The organism is Chitinophaga agrisoli, assembly GCF_008386695.1.
Lineage (GTDB): Bacteria > Bacteroidota > Bacteroidia > Chitinophagales > Chitinophagaceae > Chitinophaga > Chitinophaga agrisoli.
Genome location: NZ_VUOC01000001.1, coordinates 881,610 through 906,279, shown reverse-complemented (window position 1 = coordinate 906,279; position 24,670 = coordinate 881,610). Strand labels below are relative to the sequence as shown.

Below are 24,670 nucleotides of genomic sequence, written 5' to 3'. Positions count from 1 at the left end.
ACGATATCCGTATTTTGCGACGCTAAAATGATATCCATACCTTATGCGAAAAATCACCTGCCTCCTTATCCCTGCCATCCTGTTAGGCTTCAGCTGCCATCCAACAGGGGATGCCGCCAACACCGGTAACATAGCCGCCGCCGATAGCGCGGCAGTAACAGATGCCTACCAGCCCTTATTATCCCGGTACAGGGATGTTTCCTTCGACACCCTCCCGGTATTTCCGGCAGATACGCCGGATGATACTACCTATCAGTTCCATGGCCACCTGCTGGATAGTACTGCCGTACAATTACTGGTGAAAGATGTGGGCGGGGAAACCCACACCCGGCACGATGGCTTTTTTGCCTGTTATAAGTTCAGCATGGATAGCGGGCGAATAGGCCTCATTACCCGCGTGCCTTCAGAATACCTCTCCTCCTCTATCCAGCTGTTTATACTGGATCCACGCCAGCAAAAGATCACGGACCATGTGGAGCTGGCAGAGGATTTTGGCGATGCCGGAGACGCTATGACAAAGACCGCCTGGCTTTTCCGCAACCGGCAGCTGCAGCTGCAAACCTTTCAACGCATCCACTTCAGCCATGATAACAGCGTAGACAACGAGAACGATACTACCGTAGAGCAAAGCGATAGCTACCATCTCATTGGCTTCTCCAAACCACAGAACGATACCCTGAGCAGCGATTCACTCTTGCTGGTAAAACGTTTCATGCATCTGGCACAGCAATAGGCCCATAGCCTTAAATAAAAAAAGCACTTATCCGCATACGCGTTATAAGTGCTTTTTTTATTTAGAGCCAACCATGGGATTCGAACCCACGACCTACAATTTACGAAACTGTTGCTCTACCAGCTGAGCTAGGTTGGCCTGGCTGGTACAAATGTAATAATACCCACGTTATTAAACGCAGCAGTCGTAAAAAATATGTTACTGGGCGCTGGGCTCAAAAAGCATGGCTGTGCACAAACAGTGTTTCAGCCCTTTGGCCGAAAGAATAGGATAGTTTACACAGCTTTTACAACCTTCCCAAAACGCAGGGTCCTGCGTAATATCTGCATAAGTGACCGGTACAAAGCCCAGGCGGGCATTTATCTTCATCACGGCGCCACCGGTGGTAATGCCAAAGATCCGTGCCTCCGGGTAGCGCATACGGCACAGCTCAAACAGCCGTTGTTTAATGACCGCCGCTACGCCCAGTCCACGGAAAGCCGGGGCCACAATAAGGCCGCTGTTGGATACAAATTTTTCCTGTTCCCAAGTTTGCAGGTAGGAAAAGCCGGCCCAAACCCCGTCTTTGGTAAAGGCGATGATGGCCTTGCCCTGCAGTATCTTTTCTTTGATCATTTCAGGACTGCGCTTTGCAATACCCGTACCACGGGCCCTGGCGCTGGCTTCCATTTCTGCTGCTATAGGCAGCGCAAAATCCGTATCTGCCGCATGGGCCAACCGGACCACGATATCTGAGCTTTCCATGTTATGCTATTGTTCGTTAAAAGGGTAAGGATGATCTCCTAACTGCTGCTGTATAAATAAGCCATACAGGGAGGAGGGTATCAGGGAATATATTTTTATACGGGTGATCGCATCATTGACCGGTATATGGCATAATGCGGGTAAAAAATGATTGGCGATCGCATTCTTAACGATCTGGTTGCCACGCTCATACAGCCGGCCTGCCACCCGTAAACAGGGGGCGGCCATGCTGTAATGATGCTCCTGCAACTGCTGGCAGGTATAATGACTAAGACAGGCAACGGTTTCGTATATGTGAAAGACAGCCGGGAACTGGTGCAACGGTTTCCGCAACGCCGGTACGGCGTCTTCTATTAATGCAGGTACTTCATATTGATTGATCATAAAACATCCGCTTTTAATGTTCAAGGAACTTTACCAGGCACTGGGCCAGTAAACTGACGGCTACTGTAGCCGCCAGTATGTAATACATGGTTTTTCTGTTTAAGTTGGGATCTGGTTTTTTGTTGACCGGTTTCATAACATATCGGTTTACGGGTATATGCCAAAACCTGTTCCAGCTGGTAAGCCCAACCGCCGGTTTTTGCCTAGATCCAGTATCATAGGCCATTCCGGGCAAAAGCCTCCAAAACCGGTTATCCCACCGGCCTGCTTTACCCTTCAATTCCTGCAGGGAGCCCTTCCGTTTTGGAAAACTCAGGTATCAATCTTGTAAGCAATAAGGAAAAGCTGCTATGAAAAAAGCGAATACAGCCTGGCATATAGGTACGTCCGGCTGGAGTTATAAACATTGGAAAGGTTTGTATTATCCGGAAAAGATGAAACCGGTGGATTATCTGGCTTTCTACAGCCAGGAATATGACTGTGCGGAGATCAATACCAGCTTCTACCACTTACCCAAGGTAGAAACCGTGCAGCATTGGGTAGAACAGGTGCCCCGTTCCTTTCTTTTCTGCCCCAAGCTCAACCGCTACATCACCCATTTTAAAAAACTGCATGATCCGGCGGAAAGTATGCAGCGGTTCTTCGGCGTTTTTGATACGATAGAGGAAAGCTTAGGCCCTATACTGGTACAGTTGCCCGCCAATGCAACCTTTAACCCCTCCGTTACAGCGGAGTTCTACCGCCTGTTGGCAACTACCTATAAACAGTATGATTTCTCTATGGAAGTACGGGATAAAAGCTGGTACAGCAAGGAGAGCCTTGCCCTGATGGAAAAATACGGCATCGGCCTCGTGATTGCCCACTCCGGCAAGCGTTTCCCCTATAAAGAGGCAGTAACGGCCAACCATGTCTACCTGCGTTTCCACGGCCCGCGGGAGCTCTACGCCTCCGGGTATGCCACGGTTTCGCTCCGGGCCTATGCCCGTAAATGCGCGCAGTGGTTAAAGGAAAAGCATAAACTCTGGATCTTCTTTAACAACGATGTAGCTGGCCATGCGCTGGAAGATTCCCGTAAACTCAAAACAATGATCACGGAAGCGGGTTACTGATAATATCCCGGATTACCTGTTACATCCCCAAACCACCCAGCATGCCGCCGGCTACGCCCTTCATTTCCGCCTCCCAGGCATTCTCCGCATTTTTCAGTGCCCGGTTCAGGGCAGTGATCAGCAGATCCTCCAGTTCTTCTTTATTTTCAGGGCTTAATAAACGATCTGCTACAGAGATCTGCTGTACCTCGCGGTTCCCGCTTACCACCACCTTTACAGCGCCGTCGCCGGCCTCGCCGTCTACAGTAATATGGCTCAGCCTTTCCTTGCCTTCCTGCATTTTCTGCTGCGCTTCCTGCAGCTTACCAAAGATGTCTCCAAACATATTGCGGTTATTTATGGCACAAAGATAGGGCTTAGCCCCTTATAAGGTTATTGCCTCAATTCCTTATCTTTCCAGCCTAATTAGCTTCCGGAAAATGATCGAGACCAAGGTTTGTATAATTGGGGCCGGCCCCGGCGGTGCTACCGCCGCGCTGCAACTGGCGCAATTGGGCATTGAAAGCGTAGTAGTGGATAAGGCTGTTTTCCCCCGCGATAAAGTGTGCGGCGATGGCCTTAGCGGCAAGGTAATGACCGCCCTGGAAGCTATCGATAAGGAAATGGCCCAGCGCCTGCGCAACTATGCCCCTAAACAGGATAGCTGGGGGGTGACTTTCGTTTCTCCCGGCCGCGTCAATATGGAGGTTGCCTACAAACCCAACTATAACCGGCAAACAGATGAACCGGCTGGTTTTGTATGCAAACGCATCCACTTCGATAACTTTCTGGTAGACGAGCTCAAACGCCGTCCGGAAATCCGCCTGTTCGAAGGTACCGCCATCGATAAATATGAGCTGCAGGAAGACGGTTATCTCGTCAGCAGTGCAGATGGCTCTTTCCAGGTAAAAGCGCTCCTGCTGATAGTGGCCAATGGGGCTCATTCCTCCTTTACCAAAGACGTGGCCAATATCCGCATGGAGCCCGCATATTACGCCGCCGGCGTACGGGCGTATTACAAGAACGTAAAAGGCACCCATGCAGATAGTTTTATTGAGCTGCATTTCCTCAAACCTTTGCTGCCCGGTTACCTGTGGATCTTCCCCCTTCCCAATGGCGAGGCCAATGTAGGTATGGATATGATCAGCGAGGCGGTGCGCAGCCGCAAGGTGAACCTGAAAAAACTGCTCACGGATACCCTGGAAAATGATCCGGTATTTAAAGAGCGTTTCAGCAATGCGGAGATCGTAAGCAATATAGAAGGCTACGGCCTGCCCCTGGGCAGCAAGAAAAGAACCCTCTCCGGCAACCGCTATATGCTGGTGGGCGATGCGGCCTACCTCGTAGATCCCTTTACCGGCGAAGGCATTGGCAACGCCCTGTATGCAGGCCGCATAGCAGCACAACAAGCGGCTGCGGCGCTGGCGGCCAATGATTTTTCTGCGGCAAAACTGGCGGCTTATGATGAAGGGGTGTACCGTGTACTGGGGCCGGAACTGCAGCTGAGCCACCGCCTGCAAAAACTGGTAAAATACCCGCGGCTGTTTAACTTCCTTATGAAGATAGGCACCCGCAATAAACAGTTGAAGGAACTGATCTCCTGTATGTTCTATGAGGTAGACCTGCGCAAAAAGCTGGCCCGCCCCTCTTTTTATATCAGACTGTTACTAAACAAATAGCTTACCTGTGAAACGGATGAAAAAGATCATTCCCCTGTTGCTGGCCAATCTTTCCCTGCTGGCCATTACAAACAGCTACGCGCAACAGGCTTTGTATACCCATGATGAAGCAGGCCAGCTGCAGCTTACCACTGCCGGCGCTTCCCACCTGGCCGGGCTCCCGCTCCGCTGCATGCAAAAGGAATTTCCCTACAAGACCGGTATCGCGTTTTCAGACGCTTCGCTGGTTACCCATCCAAAGGATTACCACCCGGCTTTTTACGGCTGCTACGATTGGCATAGCAGCGTGCACGGGCATTGGATGCTGGTACGCCTGCTTAAATCATTCCCGGACCTGCCGGAGGCAGCCCTTATCCGCACCAAACTGGCGCAGAACCTCACGGCAGATAACATCAAAATAGAACAACGCATCTATAACGATAAGGAGAATAAAGGCTTTGAGCGCATTTATGGCTGGAGCTGGCTGCTGCAGCTGCAACGCGAGCTGCTCACCTGGCAGGATCCGCTGGGTACTGCCCTTAGCCATAACGTACAACCGCTGGCCCGGCAATTCTCCAGGGCCTACATCGCTTTCCTGGATAAGCTCGTATATCCCATACGGGTAGGCGAGCATACCAACCTGGCCTTTGGCCTCAGCCTGGCCTGGGATTATGCGCTTACCGCAAAGGATACCGCCTTACAGACGTCCATCCGCCAGGCGGCCCTGCGCTTTTATGAAAAGGATAAGGGATGCCCCATTACCTGGGAACCGGGTGGCTACGATTTCCTGTCGCCCTGCCTGGAAGAGGCAGACCTCATGTGGCGCGTTATGCCGGCAGATCAGTACAAGACCTGGGTAAAGGAATTCCTGCCGGACCTCTTCTCCTCTCCTATCACTATCCTGGCTACCGCACAGGTAAAGGACCGTACAGATGGTAAATTGGTACACCTGGATGGCCTGAACCTGAGCCGCGCCTGGTGCCTGTATGGCATTGCCCGCCATGCGGGCCAAAACCAGGCAGCTATCCAGGCGCTGGCGCAACAACACCTGGAGGCGGCCCTGCCGCACGTGGCCACCGGCGACTATGCAGGTGAGCACTGGCTGGGCTCCTTCGCCGTTTATACCTTAACGATAGAGCATAACAACCGCTGAGCTTTTTTGTCCTATATACCAGAAACACCATGTACCGTCCCTATCATCGTTATGCACTAGCCTGGCTGGTTATGCTGGTATGCTTACCACTGCTGCTGGCCGCTCAGGGCAATAACTGCAGGCTTGCGCCGGCCCCCGGATGGCTGGCGCCCTTTAAGCCGGATCTGCACAAAACGCCGGACCTCCGCGATATAAGCAGCGGCTATTACCTGCAGGTTTATGAAGAGCAATATCACGCAGAGCTCAAAAGCACCTACCGCCACATTATCCGCAAGATCGTATCGGAAGCCGGCGTACAGAACGGCGCGGAGATCTCCGTAGATTATGACCCGGCCTATGAACAGCTCCAATTCCACCAGCTTACCATCCGCCGCAACGGCGCGGTGATTAATAAGCTCAGCGCCGGCAGGTTTAAGATCCTGCAACAGGAAAAAGAGCTGTCCCGCTTTATCTATAGCGGCATGTATACCGCCTACTATATCCTGGACGATGTACGCAAAGGCGATCAGATAGAATATGCCTATACCCTTGTAGGCCGCAATCCTATCTTTGAGGATAAGCTTTTCCGCAACTTCTATTTCGTTGCCTACGAGCCGGTAATGAACTATTATAAATGCCTTATTGCGGCCCCGCAGCGCAACATACAGTTCAGGGCATACAATGAGGCGCCCATGCCGCAGAAAAAGTCCTGGCAGGGCCTTGATCTGTATGAATGGAACCCGGAAATGACAGATGTGCCGGATGATGACGATGGCGGCAATGATGACTATAGCACGCCCTCCTGGTATACCACCTACGCCTATGTGCAGGCCAGTGAGTATACGGAATGGCAGCAGGTGGTCAACTGGGCCCTGCCCATTACCCGTGTAGATGCTATTACGCCGGCGCTGCGGCAAAAGATCACCGCCCTGCAAAAAGAGGCCGGTACCAACAAGGAATTGTACATGCAAAAGGCCATCCGCTTTGTACAGGACGATATCCGCTATATGGGCATAGAAATGGGCGAATACTCCCATCGCCCCAGTCAGCCGGAAAAAGTGCTTACCCAGCGCTTTGGCGATTGTAAGGATAAATCGCTGCTCTTATGCGCCCTGCTGCAGGCCAATGGTATAGAAGCCAACCTGACCCTGGTAAATACTTTTGCCAAGGCTAAAGTGGCGGAATGGCTGCCCTCTCCCGTACTTTTTAACCACGCCATCGTATTTGCCGTGCTGGATGGCAAACCTTACTGGATAGACCCCACCATCAACTACCAGCGGGGCAGCCTCAGCTCCATTACCGTGCCGGACTACCAGAAAGGCCTGGTCATCAAAAATGGCAACGGCGTATTAACAGATATCGGCAACAACGGCAACGGCCGGGTAACGATCACAGAAACCTTTCAGCTGCCGGAGAATAATAAAAAGCCGGCCACGCTGCGGGTGATCTCAGACTACAGCCGCCAGTTTGCAGACGAGCAGCGGAGCCAGTTTGCAGAAACCAGCATGAAAGACCAGGACCGCTCCTACCTGGAATATTATAAGAACATCTATGGCGAAGTAACCGCGGATACCAGCCTGCAGATCACAGACCTGGAAGACGCAAACCAGTTTGAAGTAGCAGAAAAATATACCCTGCGCAACGCCTGGAAACCGGATACCACCATGCCTGGCCGGCAGCAATTTTACGTGCAGGCCCGCCTGCTCACAGAGCAGCTGCCCCGTATAGAAAGCGACAGCGTTAAACAGCCCATGTCCCTTAAATTTCCTTATAAGCTGGATTATACCCTGCTGTTGCAGATGCCGGCAGAGTGGTCGCTGGATGATCCCAGCCTGCATATCCGGAACAAATACTACCGTATTGATTTTACGCCCAGCGTATTTGGCAGGACCGTTAAGCTGCATTATGAATATGAGACCTACCAGGATCATGTACCGGTAGAGGCCATGGCGGCCTATAAGGCAGACCGTCAGCGGTTGTCTGAGATAGCCGGCTTTTATCTCTACTGGAACCCGGCCACCGCTACTACCAGCACTGCCATAAAACCCACTAATGGCATCAGCTGGGTAATGGTGGTGTTATGTTTGCTGTTTGCGGGCATCTTTGCCTACATCGCCATGAACTTCTATAAGAAATCAGTATTACCCGTGCAGCGCGATCCGGAATATTGGCCCATAGGCAGCTGGCTGGTACTGTTGGGTATTAGTGTTATGCTCTCGCCTTTCATCAACATGATAACACTGTTGAACAGTGAGTTCTTCAGCAACAAAAGCTGGCTCACCATCACACAATCACAGGATGGGCAGGCCAGGATGCTGGTATTTATTGGGGATCTGGCGGCCTATACTTTCCTGCTGGTATACTCCGGATTACTGGTGTTACTGTTCTTTAAACGGCGGGATACTTTCCCCGCTGCCTGTATCGTATACCTGGTGGCCTCCCTGAGTTTACAGGTGCTCGCCCATGTGGCCGTAGGCGCCTTGAATGCATCCTACGCCTGGTCACCGGACGAGCAGGCAAATGTTGTACGCTCCCTGGTAGCTTCCGCCATCTGGACCCCCTACCTGCTTAGATCAGAACGGGTAAGAAAGACCTTTGTAGTGCCACATTCTTCCGCAGAGGAGGATCCCTGGCGCTTAAGATAACCCGGATTACCGGAAACGAAGAGAGGGCTGACCAATGATGGTCAGCCCTCTTCGACATACTTCATTGCCGTGCAGGATTCCAAAAGGGCGTTTGGCTGGCGTGATTCGCTTGTTGAAGCTCCATCAGGAACCTGACGCTGCTACGCCCCCAAACGCCCATAGACTTACAAACAGCCAGGCGCAGCCCTTTTTGAACCTGCCGGCATGAGCGCCTGCTTTAAACTTTTAATACGCTATCGTCTCAGAATCAAAGACCACCACCTTATCCCACAGGTGCTTGCAGTTCTCTACAAACGCGAGGTGAATAGGATGCTCCTGGTAAATATCATGATCAGCTTTGCTCGCAAATACTGTCAGCTCGCAATAGCTGTAACTCTTGTCTATCACCGGACGGTCTGTATCCGCAGGTTTGCCCAGGTTAAATACCTGGATGGCTTCGATCTGTCCCAGTGAGCTAACCCCATCCTCAAACTTTTTAATGTCCGCTGCGGAAAGGCCTGGTTTCAGGTAAAAGTTCACTACGTGTACAAACTTCTTATCTGTTGGTTTAAGCATATTATTCGTTTTTAACGGAAGGCAAGTTAGCCGTTGTATGCTTAAAAATCAACCCATCTTTCATAACAAAGCTCACTTTGCTCATAGTTTGTATATCCTGCAGGGGGTCGCCATCCACCGCTACAATGTCTGCCAGCTTGCCGGGGGTAATGCTGCCCAGCTTATCTTTCATACCCAGCAGGTCTGCCGCCTGTATGGTGGCGGCCTTAATGGCCTCCATGGGGGGCATACCGCCTTCTACCATATAGGTGAACTCCAGCCAGTTCTTGCCATGCATATATACGCCGGCGTCTGTGCCAAAAGCTATTTTCACGCCGGCTTTGTAAGCCTTGGCAAAAGTAGCCTGCAGTTTAGGCCCAATGGTCAGGGCTTTAGGCTGTACCAGGGCCGGGTAATATCCCGGTATTTTGGCGGAGTCCGCGGTGGAACGGCCAGCGATAATAGTAGGCACATACCAGGTGCCGTATTGTTTGGCCAGGGCCATACACTCATCATCCATTAAGGTGCCGTGCTCTATGGAGCTAACGCCGGCCCTGATGGCGCGTTTAATACCTTCTGCGCCATGGGCATGGGCCGCTACCCGGAACCCATAATCTTTAGCTGTTTCCACAATGGCTTTTAGCTCCTCTTCCGTAAACTGGGGGCCGCTGCCATCTTTGGCTACACTCAGCACCCCGCCGGTGGCCGTGATCTTTATCAGGTCAGACCCGTTTTTATAGGCCTGGCGCACCGCTTTACGGCAATCGTCCGGGCCATTCACCACCCCCTCATCCGGACCAGGGTCTCCCATCAGGTCCCGGCGATAGCCGTTGGTAGGGTCTGCATGGCCGCCGGTAGTGGCAATGGCCTTACCTGCGGTAAATACCCGCGGGCCTTTTATAAGGCCTTTGTTGATGGCATTACGCAGGGATATGTTCACGCCGCTGCCGCCAAGGTCCCGCACCGTGGTAAAACCGGCCATCAGGGTGCGCTCCGCAAATACCACGCTCTGGAAAGCATAATCCGCGGGGTTCAAAGTAAACTTCTCTGAATACGCGTTTTTGTTCGTTTCGCTCTCCATATGCACATGCATATCCATCCAGCCGGGGGTAACGGTTTGTTTACTAAGGTCTATGATCTTATCCTGCGCGCTGCCGGTCACAAATCCGTCCTTTACATCGCTGATCTGGTTACCGGTAATAATAACGGATACGTTTTTACGTGGAATGTTGCCAATACCATCTATCAGGGAGCCGCAATGCAGAATGGTGGATTGGGCATAGGCGCCGCTTATACAGAACGCCAGCAGGGCTGTGAGTACATTGGTCTTCATACTACAGTGTTACGATTTTAGATTTGGTTGTAAATAATGTTGACAGGGGCCTTACAGGCGCTTATGCGCCTCCTATAAATCTAACGCCTAAAATCGTAAACCTCAAATCCTGCTTAGCTATTTTGCGCAATATATTTCCGGATGCTGCTGCTGTTTACCCAATATACCAGCAATAACACCACCGCGGCAGCTATCAGGGTACCCGCGCCGGGCCAGGGGCTCACAAACATCTCATGGGCGGCCAGCGTGCGGGCGGCCCACCATTGCAAGGCAGTTACCAGCACCAGCGCCAGCAAACCGGTTACCAGGTACAGGGGCGCCAGCTGCCGCATCAAATGACGCCGCAATTGCCGGGGCGCGGCCCCCAGCATTACCAGCAGCTGTATCTCCTTTTTACAGGAGGCTATCACCAGTTGTATGAACATGCTGAATACCAGCAATGCAAATAGCAACAGCACTACGCCAAAAAAACCTATCACGGAAACAATGGTCTGCACGATCAGCTTTGTTTTGCTGTATTTAATTTTATCCTGGTTGGTAGTATAACCATGGTCATCGAGGAATTGCACCAAGGCCGGGTTAGCGGGATCGCTGGTCTTGATCACCACCCTCGAGGGCGCAGTAGCCGTTCCATTCCCATACAGATTATTGGCCCAGCTCATAAAGGATGCCGGCACCAGGAAAGAAGAGATGCGGTCAGAGAAGCCTACTATACGCCCCGTGAACTGGGCCGACAACAGCCCTTTGGAAATGGTGATCTTCACCGGCAGGTTCTTTACCGTTTCCTGGGATATCTGCGGCAGGCTCTGGCTAAGCGCAAAACCAAAATTATACAGGTTCAGGAAATCATTGGGTAGTATGATCGGGATGGTGGTAGACCCCTCCTGCCATTGCCACGCTTCATTACGCACATCTATAAACGAATCCGGTACAGACTCAAAGAACATATCCGTATAAAACTGCAGATCGCCCGGGGCGGCAGCCGTTACCTTAAACTGGCTGGAAGTAATATAACCCGCGGCTTCCACAAAAGATTGCTGTTTTATCTGCGCCAGCTCCTCCGGGGTGAACATACTCCTGGCAGACTGTCCCATCATGTCATTGGTGATCTTTTTATTCACCACCAGGAAATCCGCGCTTTCATTCTGATTCTGCTGCCCGTGCAACAGCTGGTTAAAATTAGTATGTGCCTGAAAAGCTATCAGCAGCAGTACCATAGCAATGCCTAAGCCCACCGTAGCCATTGCCAGGCGGCCCTTGCCAATACCGGTTTGTATGATCTTCTTTAGTAGCTGAAAGAATGGAAGCATGAAAAAAATAGCTTTTAGCTGTTATAACCGGTGATATACCGTATAATCAAAATGCTGATCGTTATCCAGGTCTGTTAAGATAAACCCGGCCTGGCGTGCCCGGCACTCCTCCGCTATCAGACCAGCGGCCCGCTGGGTGTTATCTTCATCCAGATGACTGAAAGGCTCATCCATCAACAACCAGGTAAAAGGTTGCACCAGCGCCCGGATAATAGCAATACGCTGCCGCTCCCCATAAGACAACGTGCGTGCGCTTTGTGGCAACACATGGCTTACCTGCAAACGGGCCGCCATTTCCTGCACTTTCTCCTTTGTGCAATAGGGCTTGGGCGTCATGGTACGTTTCAGTTCTATATTCTCCAGGGCAGTCAGCTGATCAAACAAGCGCAGGTCCTGGAATATGATGCTGAACTGCTGCTGCCGCATGCCGGCCAGCGTTTCTTTATCATAAGCCTGCCAGGGCTGCCCGTTCACCAGCACCTTGCCGGAATAGTCATACCGGATATGGTACAGGTAATGTATCAGCGTAGTTTTACCCGTGCCAGACGGCGCTTTTATCTTCACTAAACTGCCGGGCGTAAAGCTCACTTCCTTATTCCAGATATCAGAGTCCCGCTGCAGCAGCTTATCCCGCAGGGGCAATGGTACCAGGTGGCTCAATTGGATCTGCATGCTACTAATATAGATCATTAGTTTAATACTTGTATTCGTACAGGCTGTAACCCCCACAACTGCCTTATTTATGTTGATCGGCGGCAGCTGCGGTTGTTTGCAAAAGAAAAAGGGCCGACCGTCGTTGGTCAGCCCCTTATAATAAGCTTTTTGGCCAGGCCTTTATGGCGCTACTGCTGCGCTATCCAGGCCCTGCGGTACCATCATGCTATCACCCGCAGCCGTATTATCATCATCCTTATGCTCCTTATGATATTTCGCAAAGGCCATACCCAGGTTCACCAGCTGTGCCAGGCTGTTCTCGCTGCTGTTCTTAAAGTTCAGCACCACCTGTGATTCCTGTGTGGAACCGTTAAACGGCTGGCTCACTGCACGCAGGTCTTTCAGCAGGTTCTTGGCCTGCAGCTTCAGCGAGCTGTCAGGGCCTTGCAGCTGGTCTGCGGGCATGCCTGCTGCAAACTTCTCAAAGTTTACATAAGCGCCCAGCGGGTTGCCTTTTATTTTACCGGCTATCTCATTATCCAGTGTGGCTTTACCCTTTCCGGAAAGATAACTTTGCAGCAATGCGCTGTCAGAAGCGGCTACTACCAGTTTGTCGTTGATAGACAGGGCCGGCATACCCGGCATCGCCTGCTCCATTACATACTGGTCGCCTTCTTTATGCAGCCATTGTTTAACCATGGGAGAGTTCATTACCTTCTCAAATGCGGCCTTGTCGCCCACTTTCATGGCAAATACCCATTTGCTGTCCGCTTTCTCTATGCTATCCTGCGGAAAATAAGGATTGGGCTTTTTCCCCATGGAAAAATCAGAAGATACAAATACCATCTGGCCTTTGAAGGCATTCAGTATATCGTCCATGGTCAGCTGCGCCTGGCCCAGCCCCATATTTACAATACCATCCATACCGGTGGTTTTGATAATATCGCCCAGCATACGCATGTCATAACCATAGGCTACAAATGCGTCTATATTATCGGAAGGATATTTTTCCAGCATATCCATGTCCAGGGTAATGTTGCCGTATTTTTTATAGATCTCCGCCATCTTTTTACCAGCGTAAGAGCGGCCATTCATCACTACTTTACCTTCTTCAAAATTCACGGCTGCAGTGTAGAAGCTGCCATCTAGCAGTTCCTTGAAATTGGCGGGCATCATGGTCAGCTGCTGGCCGTTAACGATCACTTGCGGGTTCACAAAGAAAGTGGCGTCTGCATTCTCCTTTAACAGGGATTTGAACGCCTCAATAGAACCGGCGGTTTCATTATCCTTCAGGTGAAACAGGTGGTCCATTACCGGCACCCAGGTAGTAGGGCCATCTTCGGCTACGGTCAGTACCGTGGGAATAGCGGCGGCAGAATCAACGATAGCGGCGTCTTCAGAGCTATCCTGGTCATCACCGTCAGGAATGCCCATCATCTTCCGTTGTCCTCTGTGCTTCAGCTCGTCCATATCAAAAGCCCGCAGGTAGATCACCGTTTGTTTGTTCCAGCCTACCAGCGCTTCATCTGCAGGCAGCCAGGCATAGGTAAAATCTCCCTTGGCCGTAGGCGTAACGCCCTGCACTTTCTGCTTCAGGAAATTCTCAAACTTGCCGGCGTCCTTCAGGCTGCCGGTCAGGGATACATAAGAAGCAGCCCCGTTTTCACCAAATACCACAGAGGCAAAGAAATTACTGTTAATGTCCACCCCGGAGTTCTCTATATCCTTCATGGCCTTGGCAGCCTCGCTGGATGTATCCTGCTCCTGCAGGGAAGAGAAGAATTTGTCCATGGTGATCCCATTGGTTACCAGCTTCTGTACGATCTGTTTGCTATTAATACCAATGACAACACCCGCATTTTTGGGGATATGTTTGCTTTCTTCAGGTGTTTTGGCGCAGGCGGTTAACAAAATCGCTGCTACTACAGCGATGGAGAAAACCCGGCTAATGTTGCTTCGTTTAGAATGCATAAGAAGGGATTCAAAGATTTAAAAAAACAATAATGTCGGTGAAATTACGCAAATTTCCTCCTACCTTGTACAATAAAGCAAATCCTGTATTTGTTTTATACCTTTGCAGAACAGTTTTCACACTATTCCTATTAACTTGAACAGGCCAACATGTTCCTAATCCTACTACAATACATACGCCCGCTAACGGCGATAGAGCACTACCTGGATGCCCATAAGGCATTCCTGGAAAAATACTACCAAAGCGGACAGTTTATACTTTCCGGCCGCCGAAAGCCACGTTCCGGCGGTCTGATCCTGTGTAAAGCCTCCAGCCGTAAGGAAGTAGAGCAGATCATCATGGAAGATCCCTTTGATAAATATCAGTTAGCACTGTACGAGATCATCGAATTTGAGCCTATGTCCTATGTAGAAGAGCTGCAGACCTACCTTTCCTGATAGCGCAACGCATGAGCATATTGTAATCTTTACCAATTCACTATTTTCCTGATACCATTTTAATCCCAACTATTTTCCCTTTACCAGGAACAGGCATTGCTATTTCTTTTTTTTTGCTACTTGCAATCGTTTGTAAAAGTTTGTATCTTAACTCCAAATCCGGAAAACCCGGTTTCAGATTCACGTTATTTAAACAAGCGATTCACGTTATTAAAACAAGTAAGTTCCGTTTCCTGACAGTGGCAATGTAGATAGTTGTACCGGTAACTCCGTCAGTAAACTGTAGCTGTAATCAAAACCAGAAAATATTGCTGCGCTTCCACGTTGCGTAAGGCTGGAGAAGGTATGCCTGCCCGGCACCATAATCCATGCGTATGCCTGTACGCGGAGGCCCCAATATATATATGCGAACATCCTTTCCACCCTTTAAAACCAGCACTTTATGAATGTTCATGTCAAACCACGACTTGTGCAACACGCGGCCCTGCTATGGCTGTTCCTGTTGCTGGGCGCCACCCCTGCTATGGCCCAGCAGAAAAAGATTACGGGTACTGTTACGGACGAAAAAACTAAAACCCCGCTGCCCGGTGTTACCGTGGTGGTAAAAGGCAGCAACCGGGGTACTGCCACCAGCCCTGCCGGCGCATTCAGCATAGACGCGGCCGCCGGAGACGCCCTCATCTTCTCTTTTGTGGGCTACTCATCTAAGGAGGTACCGGTGGGCAACAGCGCACAGCTCTCCGTTACGCTGGCGGAGAATATCGGCAACCTCAATGAGGTGGTAGTGACCGGTTATGGCAGCCAATCCAAAAAAGACATCACCGGGGCAGTAGCCACCGTGGATGTGAAAAAACTCCTCTCCACCCCGGCGGCTAACGTAGGCCAGGCCCTCCAGGGCCGCGTGGCCGGCGTTACCGTAGGTACGGATAATAGCCCCGGCGGTAATGTGAGCGTGAGGATCCGCGGTTTTGGTACCATCAACGACAACTCCCCGCTGTACGTGATTGATGGTGTGCCTACCAAAGGCAATCTTAACACGCTGAACCTGGGCGATATAGAATCCACCCAGGTGCTTAAAGACGCTTCCGCCTCCTCCATCTACGGTTCCCGCGCGGGCAACGGCGTGGTGATCATCACTACCGTAAAAGGCAAGGCCGGCAAGCCCAAACTAAGCTATGATTTCTACTATGGCACCCAGCGCCCGGGTAAATTCCTTGACCTGCTGAATACGGAGGAATATGCCAGCCTGCTGTGGGAATCCCGCATCAACGCGGGTAACGTAGGCGCTAATGGCAACCCTACCCATGCCCAGTTTGGCAACGGCGCTACTCCGGTAATACCGGACTACATTTTCCCGGAGGGCGCCATGGAAGGCGATCCCAGGGTAGATCCGGCCAATTACACTAAAAACATAGAAAGCCCTGACTTCCGGAAAACCAAATGGCTGATCACCAAAGCCAATAAAGCCGGCACCAACTGGATGGATGAGATCTTTGATCCCGCTCCCATACAGAACCATCAGCTAAAGATCTCCGGCGGTGGGGATGCCGGGCGGTATGCCATGTCCATGAACTACTTTAACCAGCAGGGTATCATGATCTATACCGGCTACAAACGCTATTCTGTGCGCGCCAACACTGAGTTCAATGTGAGCAAGGCCATCCGCGTGGGCGAGAACTACCAGGTGGCCTATGGCGAGCGTATCGGTCAGCCGGCCGGTAACCAGAACGAGGGCAACCCTGTTTCCTTTGCCTACCGCATGCAGCCCATCATCCCCGTGTATGATATCATGGGCAATTTTGCGGGCACCAAAGGCGGCGATCTGGATAACGCCAAAAACCCCGTAGCGGCGCTCTATCGTAACAAGGACAACATTACCAAAGAGTTGCGCCTGTTTGGTAATGCCTGGGCAGAGGTGGATGTGCTTAAGAATCTCACCGCCCGCACCAGCATCGGCGTTGACTTTAACTGGAATAACTACAAGAACTATGTGATCCGCGATATAGAATCCAGCGAGTCTGCCAGCGTAAACAGCCTGTCCATCTCCACAGCCTACAGTAATACCTGGACCTGGTACAACACGCTCACCTATCGCTTTGACCTGGGCAACGGGCTGCACCACTTCAACATCCTGGCGGGTACAGAGGCCATCGGCAGCATGAACGACCCGCTCACCACCGGCCGCTCCCGCTTTTTCCTGGACGATCTGGATAACCGCTTCCTCGATGCCGGTAACGGCAGCACCGCCACTAACAGCGGCGTATATGGCGACTGGCGGCTGGCCTCCGAGTTCGGTAAACTCAATTACAGCCTGGGCGAAAAATACCTGGCAGACTTTACCCTGCGCCGCGACCGCTCTTCCCGCTTCTCCAAACAAAATAACGTGGCCCTCTTCCCGGCAGTAAGCGCCGGCTGGCGTATCTCAGAGGAGCCCTTCATGAAATCCACAAACCTGTTCGATGATCTGAAGCTGCGCGCCGGCTGGGGTAAGACCGGTAACCAGGAAATAGGGAACTACACCCCCTATACCACCTACGGTACCAACCCCGCCACCTCCTTCTACGATCTGAACGGCGCCCGCAGCTCCGCGCTGCAAGGCTATGAGCTCAACCAGTTCGGTAACCCTAAAGCTAAATGGGAAACCACCACCAGTACCAATATAGGCTTGGATGCTACCATGCTAAAAGGCAAACTGGGCTTTACCGTGGATGTGTACCAGCGTACCACCAGCGACATGCTGTTCCCCGTGGAAATACAGTTCACCCAGGGCGTAGCCACCAATCCTTTCCGCAATATTGCCTCTATGCGCAACCGCGGTATTGAGTTGGGCCTTAACTATGGCAACAATGCCATGAAAGGCGATCTTAGCTACGATTTTGGCGTAAACTTCAGCACCTATAAGAACGAGGTTATAAAAACAGATGGTAATGCCAACACCCGCTACTTTGGTTTCAGCACCCGCCTGCCGCCAATGACGGTTACACAGGCCGGCTATCCCATCTCCTCCTTCTTTGGATATGTGATCGATGGCATCTTCCAGACAGATGACGAAGCCTCCAAAGCAGCCCCCCAGTTTGGCGGCGGCGCTAACAATAAAGCCGGACAGTTCCATTTCCGCGATGTGAACGGTGATAAGAAGATAGACGCCAACGACCGTACTATCATCGGCAGCCCGCACCCGGACTTTACCTACGGTTTCAATGCCCAGGTAAACTACAAACAGTTTGGCCTTACCGTGTTTGCGCAAGGCGTACAGGGTAACCAGATCTTTAACTATGTACGCTACTGGACAGACTTCCCCACATTTGCCGGCAACCGCAGCCGCCGTATGCTGGAGGACTCCTGGCGCCCGGGTAAAACAGACGCCAAACTGCCCCAGCCCCGCTCTAATGATGTGATCAGCAGCAGCCCCTCCACGTACTACCTGGAGAATGGCTCCTACATGCGCATTAAGAACATACAGCTCTCTTACAACCTGCCGGAAAGCCTGTTAAAACGCTTTGGCATCGGTACCGTACGGGTGTATGTGCAGGGCCAGAACCTGTTCACTTTTTCCGGCTACACCGGGCTGGATCCGGAGATCAACCTGCGCAATTACGATCCTAATAACGACCGCCACATGGGCGTGGACGAAGGCGCATATCCTATGGCAAAAGTGTATCTCATAGGCGCTAATGTGAGTTTCTAACCTAAAAAACCATCTTTATGCAGATCCGTAAACCAATATATTCCGCTATCCTGCTGCTGTTCTTTACCGCCTGCAGCAATAGCTTCCTGGACCTTAAGCCCAAAGGCGTGTTACTGGAAGAACAGTTATACACCAACAGCGGGGTCAATTCCCTGCTCATCAGCGCGTACTCGCTCATGGACGGTCAGGGCGCCGGCAACACCTCCTACCACAGCTCCGCAGATAATTGGGTGTATGGCAGCGTGGCCGCAGACGATGCCTATAAAGGCACCACCTCGGGCGACCAGCCAGCCATCAGCCTGATTGAAACCTACCAGATCCTCTCAGACAACGACTATTTCCGGGGCAAATGGCGCGCCGTATACGATGGCGTTGCCCGTTGTAATGATGTGATCCATGTGCTGGAAAAAACCCCGGCAGACGAGGTGGCGGACGCAGAGCGTACCCGCATTACCGCGGAAGCCCGTTTCCTCCGCGGCCACTATCATTTTGAGGCCAAAAAGATGTGGAACCATGTGCCCTATATTGACGATAAGACCTATAACCCGGAAGACCCGGAAAGCACCAAAGTGCCCAATACAGAAGATATATGGCCCAAGATCCAGGAGGACCTCAAGTTTGCTTTCGACAACCTGCCTCCCCGTCAGCTGCAACCGGGCCGCGCCACCAAATGGGCAGCCGCAGCCCTGCTGGCCAAAGCCTACCTGTTCCAGCAAAAATATACGGAGGCAAAGGCCCTGCTGGACCAGATCGTGACCCAGGGCGGTTATAGCCTGGTAGAACGTTATGCGGATAATTTCCGGGCCGCTACCAACAACAACATAGAATCTATCCTGGAAGTGGAGCACTCCGTAAACGATGGCGCCCCTAACGGCGAAAACGGTAATAACGGCGCTACCCTCAACTACCCTTATGGCGGCCCTACCACCTGTTGCGGCTTTTTCCAGCCCTCCCAGAACCTGGTAAATGCCTTTAAAACAGATCTGAACGGCCTGCCCATGCTGGATACCTTTAACGATGCAGACGTGACCAACGACCAGGGCATTGAGTCTAAAGACCCGTTCACCCCCTACGCCGGCCAGTTGGATCCCCGGCTGGACTGGACCGTAGGCCGCCGCGGCATTCCCTACCTGGATCATGGCCTGCACCCCGGCAAAGCCTGGATCCGCGACCAACCCTATGCCGGTCCTTACTCTCCCAAAAAACATATGTTCTATAAGGCAGATATCGGCAGCGCCACCTTTACGAATAATGCCCGCCAGAACGCCAACAACTACCGCATGATCCGCTACTCCCATGTATTACTGTGGCTGGCAGAATGCGAAATTGAGGTAGGCTCCCTCGAAAGGGCGCGCGAACTGGTGAACATGATCCGCCAACGGGCTTCCAACCCCGCCGGTTTTGTAAAGATGCCGGATGGTACCAACGCCGCCAACTACGTCATTGGCCTGTATACCACTCCCTGGGCAGATAAAGCCCTCGCCCGCAAAGCCGTGCGTTTCGAAGAACGCCTGGAGTTCGGCATGGAAGGGCACCGCTTCTTTGACCTGGTACGCTGGGGCATTGCGCAGCAGGTGCTGAACACCTATGTAGATAAGGAAAAACTGAAACGTACCTACAAAAGCGTAGCCGTGTTTAAACCGGAAAATATTTACTATCCCATACCGCTGCAGGAGATCGTAAATAGCGCTAAGAATGGGCAACCTACTTTAACACAAAACCAGGGATATTAAACCCTGAAAATATACCAGTGCCGGAAATGGGTAAAATACCTGTTTCCGGCACTAATTATTAACCACTTATCACATACCTCTGTTAATTAGTGTTAACCCCGTTCAACCCCATAATTCCCGCAATAGACGATAGGAAATGCCCATTGGCCGACACCCCCCTACCCGCCCATCTTATATATCTAGTTTTGTTGAATGGCAAAGTTTATTACCGGAATACTGGGTACGTTCGTACTAATCGCCGGCTGTAAAGGAAAAGCAGAAATGCACAATACATCCCGGTTCCAGTCCAATCAACCCGTAGTTGTAGATGTGGTGGTAGCCAATTCAGGCGCCATCAGCAGTACAATTGAAGCAAATGGCAGCATAGTGGCCAATGAGTATGCAGAACTGCATCCCGAGATCAGCGGGCGCATTACCTACCTGAACGTGCCGGAGGGCACGCTTATACAGCAAGGCACCGTGATTGCCCGTATTAATGACGCAGACCTCCAGGCACAATTACAGAAATCAAAAGTGGTGCTGGACCTGTACCAGAAAACAGAAGAAAGGGACCACAAACTGCTGGATATTAACGGCATTAACCAGGCAGATTATGACCTGGCCCTGAACAATGTGAACAGCACCAAAGCGGATATGGCCTTCACCCAGGCACAGATTGATAAAACGGTGATCCGCGCGCCCTTCACCGGCATCATAGGCCTTCGCCAGGTAAGTATCGGCGCGTATGTCACCTCCGCCAACGTGATCGCTACCATCCAGCAGCTGGATAAAATAAAGGTAGACTTCACCATTCCGGAACAATACGGCGCGGCCATTAAAAAAGGCGGCGTAGTGGATGTGCAGATCGATGCCTCCGCCAATACCCACCGTAAAGCCGTGATCGTTGCCTACGAGCCGCAGATCACGCCCACCAGCCGTAACCTGCGCGTACGTGCTGTACTGGAAGAAGGCAAAGGCCATCCCGGCGCTTTCGCAAAAGTGTATCTCAATACTGCTACAGATAAACAGGCCATCCTGGTGCCCACCAATGCCATTATTCCTAATGACAAGAACAACCAGGTCATCCTGGTAAAAGATGGGAAAGCATCCTTTGTAGACGTGCAGACCGGCGTACGGGAATCCAATAACGTAGAGATCAGCAAAGGCCTCAACCCCGGCGATACCGTGGTGGTGACCGGCGTGCTCTTTGCCCGCCCGGACGCTCCCCTGAAAATACGCGGCGTAAAAACGCTGGAGCAACTGGCAGCCCAGAACTAGCGGTTAGCTGTTAGGTATTAGCTTTTAGCGTGTGGCTTAAAGTTAAAAGCCCAACAACTAACGGCAGCACAACAAGCAGCTACCAGCTTTTAATTAATAGCTGGGAACCAAAACGGAAACATAACAATAGCTACCCGCTATCGGCAGTTAACTTTTAACATACCGTCTAAAGCTAACAGCTAATAGCCAACGGCTAAAAGCTAACAGTATAAGCATGAATATTTCTGAACTATCACTCAAGCGGCCCGTGCTGGCAACAGTGATGAACGTATTACTCATTCTGTTTGGAGTGATTGGGTACAGCTTCCTCGCGGTGCGGGATTACCCGGCCATAGATCCGCCGGTGATAACGGTAACTACCGCTTACACAGGCGCTAACCCGGATGTGATCGAAAGCCAGATCTCCGAACCGCTGGAAAAACAGATCAACGGTATCCCCGGTATACGCACTATTACCTCTAACAGCTCCCTGGGCTCCAGCTCCATTACGGTGGAGTTTAACCTGGGAGTGGACCTGGAAGCTGCTGCCAGCGATGTGCGGGATAAAGTGAGCCAGGCCACCCGCAGCCTGCCCCTGGATATTGATGCGCCCCCCGTGGTAACCAAGGCAGACGCCAATAGTGACCCCATCCTGATCCTGGCCGTGCAAAGCCGTACCAAGAACCTGATGGAGCTAAGCGATTATACGGAGAATGTGCTGCAGCAACAGCTGCAAACCATTGACCAGGTAAGCGCGGTGAACGTATTTGGTTCCAAAAGCTACTCCATGCGTATCTGGCTGGATCGTGACCGGATGAATGCCTACAGCATCGCCTTTAACGATATCAGCGCCGCCCTCAATACAGAGAACGTACAGCTGCCCGCCGGTAAGGTATACGGTAATAATACAGAGCTCACCATCAATACCCTGGGCCGCCTCACCACGGAGAAAGATTTCCGGGACCTCATCCTTAGAGAAGACAGCAGCGGCATTGTACGCCTTAGCGATGTGGCCAAGGTAGAACTGGGCCCGCAGGTCGAAGAGCAAAGCTGGAAATACAATGGCGTAAACGCCATAGGCCTGGCCATCATCCCGCAACCCGGCGCTAATAACATCGCTATTGCAGATGAATTCAACAAACGCCTGGAAGACATTAAAAAAGCCAATAAGGCAGATATTGAGTTTAACGTACTCGTAGATAATACCCGTATCATCCGCCAGTCCCTGTCAGAAGTAAAGGAAACCCTCATCATCGCCTTTGCGCTGGTGGTGCTGGTGATCTTTTTCTTCTTCCGCAATTGGTTGATAGCCTTGCGGCCGCTCATAGATATTCCCATTTCCCTCATTGCTACCTTTTTTGTGGTGTACGTGGCCGGTTTTACCATTAATATCCTCACCCTGCTGGGCATCGTGTTGGCTACGGGCCTGGTGGTGGATGACGGGATCGTGGTCACGGAAAACATCTTCCGTAAACTGGAAGAGGGCATGAACATCCGCCAGGCAGCGCTGGAAGGCAGTAAGGAGATCTTTTTTGCCGTGATCTCCACTTCCATTACACTGGCGGTGGTATTTATGCCGGTATTATTCCTGCAGGGCTTCGTAGGCCGCCTGTTCCGCGAGTTTGGCGTAGTGCTGGCCGCAGCGGTATTGATCTCCGCCTTTGTATCACTCACCATTACCCCGGTACTGAACGTATACCTGACTAGCAAAAAATCTGGCCATGGATGGCTGTATGACAAAACAGAACCATTCTTCACCGGTATGGAAAGCGGCTACAAACGGTTATTGGAAGGGTTTATGAGACTGCGCTGGATAGCCTGGCTGATCATTGTTGTCTGTGGCGGCATCATCTGGCTCATCATGCGTAGCATACAAAGTGAGATAGCGCCCCTGGAAGACCGCAGCAGCGTACGTTTAAACGTTACCCTGCCGGAAGGCTCCAGTTACAACTATACCTCCAACATTACAGACCAGATATCCAACTACCTGCTGGACTCCGTACCGGAACGGCAATTTGTATTTGCCAGAACGCCGGGCGGTAATGGCACTGTAATGAACAACTCGCAGCCCCGTATTGGCCTGGTAGACCCGGGTGAACGTAAAAGGAGTCAGAACGAGATCACCCAGGACCTGCAGCAGAAGCTGCGCCGCTTTAATGATGCGCGCATTTTCGCCATCCAGGAACAGACCATCGCCGTGGGTACCGGTTCCAAAACCAGCCTGCCCATCCAGTTTGTGCTGCAGAACCAGGACCTCAACAAGCTGAAAAAGATCATCCCGGAATTCCTGGAAGAGGCCCGCAAGGATAAAACCTTTGCCAACGTAGATGTGGATCTTAAATTCAACAAACCAGGCATAGACATCAGCTTTGACAGGATGAAGATCAAGGACCTGGGCCTCTCCACCAACGATGTGGTAACGGCTCTCCAGTCTGCCTTCAGCGGTGGCCGTCTGGCATATTTCATCATGAACGGTTACCAGTATTACGTGATCGCCCAGTTGGAAAGAGGCGAGCGTAACACGCCGGAAGATATCAGCAACATCTACGTACGTAATAAGTACGGTGATAATATCCCGCTGGAGTCTGTGGTACATATTGTACCCAATACCAGCCCCTCTACACTGTTCCACTTTAACCGCTATAAGGATGCAACCATCTCCGCCTCACTGGCCCCCGGCCGCACTATTGGCGATGGTATCAAGGTGATGGAAGGCATTGCCAACAAGCTGCTGGATCCCAGTTTCCATACCGCCCTGGCCGGCTCCTCCCGTGACTATGCGGAAAGCTCCTCTAATATCTTATTTGCCTTTGGACTGGCGCTAGTGCTTATTTACCTGGTACTGGCCGCCCAGTTCGAGAGTTTTATAGATCCGCTGACCATCATGCTCACCGTACCCCTGGCGCTGGCAGGTGCTCTATTAAGCCTGTGGCTGTTTAATCAAACCCTAAATATCTTCTCTGAGATAGGTATGATCATGCTCATAGGCCTCGTAACCAAAAACGGGATCCTGATCGTGGAATTCACCAACCAGAAACGGGAGCAGGGCATGAATAAACGGGATGCCGTGGTGGAAGCCGCTTCCCAGCGTTTGCGGCCCATCCTTATGACCAGCCTCGCCACCTCCCTGGGCGCGCTGCCCATCGCGCTAAGCCTGGGCGCCGCCTCTACCAGCCGTATCCCGCTGGGGATCGTGGTAGTGGGTGGTATCATGTTCTCGCTGGTGTTAACGCTGTTCGTGATCCCGGCGGTATACACCTTTGTATCCAGCAAGCACAAGGTGCACGCTGCTGCGCCCGCGCCAGTGGAGCACGAACCGGCTGTACACTAAAACAGCTCCTGCAGGCACACAAATAACAAAGGGCCGGCCACCATGTAGCCAGCCCCTC

At 51.7% G+C, this 24,670-nt stretch carries 18 protein-coding genes and 1 tRNA gene; 10 read left to right on the top strand and 9 right to left on the bottom strand.

What is annotated here, in order from left to right; genetic code table 11:
- The first annotated feature begins 43 nt into the window (after positions 1–43).
- Positions 44–733: a hypothetical protein gene (locus tag F0L74_RS03760; protein ID WP_149836483.1), complete on the top strand. Its 690-nt coding sequence runs from the start codon at positions 44–46 to the stop codon at positions 731–733.
- Positions 734–798: 65 nt separating this feature from the next.
- Here F0L74_RS03760 and F0L74_RS03755 read toward each other — a convergent pair.
- The 3 genes from F0L74_RS03755 to F0L74_RS03745 form a co-directional block, all read right to left on the bottom strand.
- Positions 799–871: transfer RNA gene (locus tag F0L74_RS03755), tRNA-Thr, on the bottom strand.
- A 60-nt stretch (positions 872–931) separates the two neighbouring features.
- The gene (locus F0L74_RS03750) at positions 932–1,477 is read right to left on the bottom strand and encodes a GNAT family N-acetyltransferase (RefSeq protein ID WP_149836482.1); all 546 of its coding nucleotides are present in this window, start codon (positions 1,475–1,477) and stop codon (positions 932–934) included.
- Between the two features lie 6 nt (positions 1,478–1,483).
- Positions 1,484–1,861, bottom strand: coding sequence for a DUF7674 family protein (locus F0L74_RS03745; RefSeq protein WP_149836481.1), 378 nt, complete (start codon positions 1,859–1,861; stop codon positions 1,484–1,486).
- Positions 1,862–2,211: 350 nt separating this feature from the next.
- Here F0L74_RS03745 and F0L74_RS03740 point away from each other — a divergent pair, with 350 nt between their 5' ends.
- Positions 2,212–2,970, top strand: a complete 759-nt coding sequence (locus tag F0L74_RS03740) for a DUF72 domain-containing protein (RefSeq protein ID WP_149836480.1) — start codon at positions 2,212–2,214, stop codon at positions 2,968–2,970.
- A 19-nt stretch (positions 2,971–2,989) separates the two neighbouring features.
- Here the strand turns inward: F0L74_RS03740 and F0L74_RS03735 are convergent, their stop codons facing one another.
- Positions 2,990–3,295, bottom strand: a complete 306-nt coding sequence (locus tag F0L74_RS03735) for a YbaB/EbfC family nucleoid-associated protein (RefSeq protein WP_149836479.1) — start codon at positions 3,293–3,295, stop codon at positions 2,990–2,992.
- Positions 3,296–3,389: 94 nt separating this feature from the next.
- Here F0L74_RS03735 and F0L74_RS03730 point away from each other — a divergent pair, with 94 nt between their 5' ends.
- The 3 genes from F0L74_RS03730 to F0L74_RS03720 are packed head-to-tail and all read left to right on the top strand — an operon-like array spanning position 3,390 to position 8,384.
- Complete coding sequence (locus F0L74_RS03730; protein ID WP_149836478.1) at positions 3,390–4,628, top strand: NAD(P)/FAD-dependent oxidoreductase; 1,239 nt, start codon at positions 3,390–3,392, stop codon at positions 4,626–4,628.
- A 16-nt stretch (positions 4,629–4,644) separates the two neighbouring features.
- Entirely contained in the window at positions 4,645–5,760 is a 1,116-nt protein-coding gene (locus F0L74_RS03725) for a DUF2891 domain-containing protein (protein WP_246197644.1), read from the top strand.
- Between the two features lie 29 nt (positions 5,761–5,789).
- The gene (locus F0L74_RS03720) at positions 5,790–8,384 is read left to right on the top strand and encodes a DUF3857 domain-containing protein (RefSeq protein WP_149836477.1); all 2,595 of its coding nucleotides are present in this window, start codon (positions 5,790–5,792) and stop codon (positions 8,382–8,384) included.
- Positions 8,385–8,609: 225 nt separating this feature from the next.
- On the opposite strand, the gene F0L74_RS03715 is transcribed toward F0L74_RS03720, so the two are convergent.
- From F0L74_RS03715 to F0L74_RS03695, 5 genes are all read right to left on the bottom strand, one after another.
- On the bottom strand, positions 8,610–8,939 hold the full coding sequence (locus F0L74_RS03715) for a Dabb family protein (RefSeq protein ID WP_149836476.1): 330 nt from the start codon (positions 8,937–8,939) through the stop codon (positions 8,610–8,612).
- Position 8,940: 1 nt separating this feature from the next.
- Positions 8,941–10,251: a metal-dependent hydrolase family protein gene (locus F0L74_RS03710; RefSeq protein ID WP_149836475.1), complete on the bottom strand. Its 1,311-nt coding sequence runs from the start codon at positions 10,249–10,251 to the stop codon at positions 8,941–8,943.
- 113 nt (positions 10,252–10,364) lie between these two features.
- Complete coding sequence (locus F0L74_RS03705; RefSeq protein WP_149836474.1) at positions 10,365–11,561, bottom strand: transporter; 1,197 nt, start codon at positions 11,559–11,561, stop codon at positions 10,365–10,367.
- 21 nt (positions 11,562–11,582) lie between these two features.
- The gene (locus tag F0L74_RS03700; protein WP_188315847.1) at positions 11,583–12,233 is read right to left on the bottom strand and encodes an ATP-binding cassette domain-containing protein; all 651 of its coding nucleotides are present in this window, start codon (positions 12,231–12,233) and stop codon (positions 11,583–11,585) included.
- 162 nt (positions 12,234–12,395) lie between these two features.
- The gene (locus F0L74_RS03695; protein ID WP_149836472.1) at positions 12,396–14,186 is read right to left on the bottom strand and encodes a DUF4836 family protein; all 1,791 of its coding nucleotides are present in this window, start codon (positions 14,184–14,186) and stop codon (positions 12,396–12,398) included.
- Between the two features lie 150 nt (positions 14,187–14,336).
- Here F0L74_RS03695 and F0L74_RS03690 point away from each other — a divergent pair, with 150 nt between their 5' ends.
- The 5 genes from F0L74_RS03690 (at position 14,337) to F0L74_RS03670 (ending at position 24,612) form a co-directional block, all read left to right on the top strand.
- On the top strand, positions 14,337–14,624 hold the full coding sequence (locus F0L74_RS03690; protein WP_149836471.1) for a YciI family protein: 288 nt from the start codon (positions 14,337–14,339) through the stop codon (positions 14,622–14,624).
- Between the two features lie 442 nt (positions 14,625–15,066).
- A complete protein-coding gene (locus F0L74_RS03685) occupies positions 15,067–18,312 on the top strand; it encodes a SusC/RagA family TonB-linked outer membrane protein (protein WP_149836470.1) in 3,246 nt (1,081 codons plus the stop codon).
- A gap of 17 nt (positions 18,313–18,329) precedes the next feature.
- On the top strand, positions 18,330–20,045 hold the full coding sequence (locus F0L74_RS03680) for a RagB/SusD family nutrient uptake outer membrane protein (RefSeq protein WP_149836469.1): 1,716 nt from the start codon (positions 18,330–18,332) through the stop codon (positions 20,043–20,045).
- A 261-nt stretch (positions 20,046–20,306) separates the two neighbouring features.
- Positions 20,307–21,302, top strand: coding sequence for an efflux RND transporter periplasmic adaptor subunit (locus F0L74_RS03675; protein ID WP_149837224.1), 996 nt, complete (start codon positions 20,307–20,309; stop codon positions 21,300–21,302).
- Positions 21,303–21,516: 214 nt separating this feature from the next.
- Entirely contained in the window at positions 21,517–24,612 is a 3,096-nt protein-coding gene (locus tag F0L74_RS03670; RefSeq protein WP_149836468.1) for an efflux RND transporter permease subunit, read from the top strand.
- The last annotated feature ends 58 nt before the right edge of the window (positions 24,613–24,670 follow it).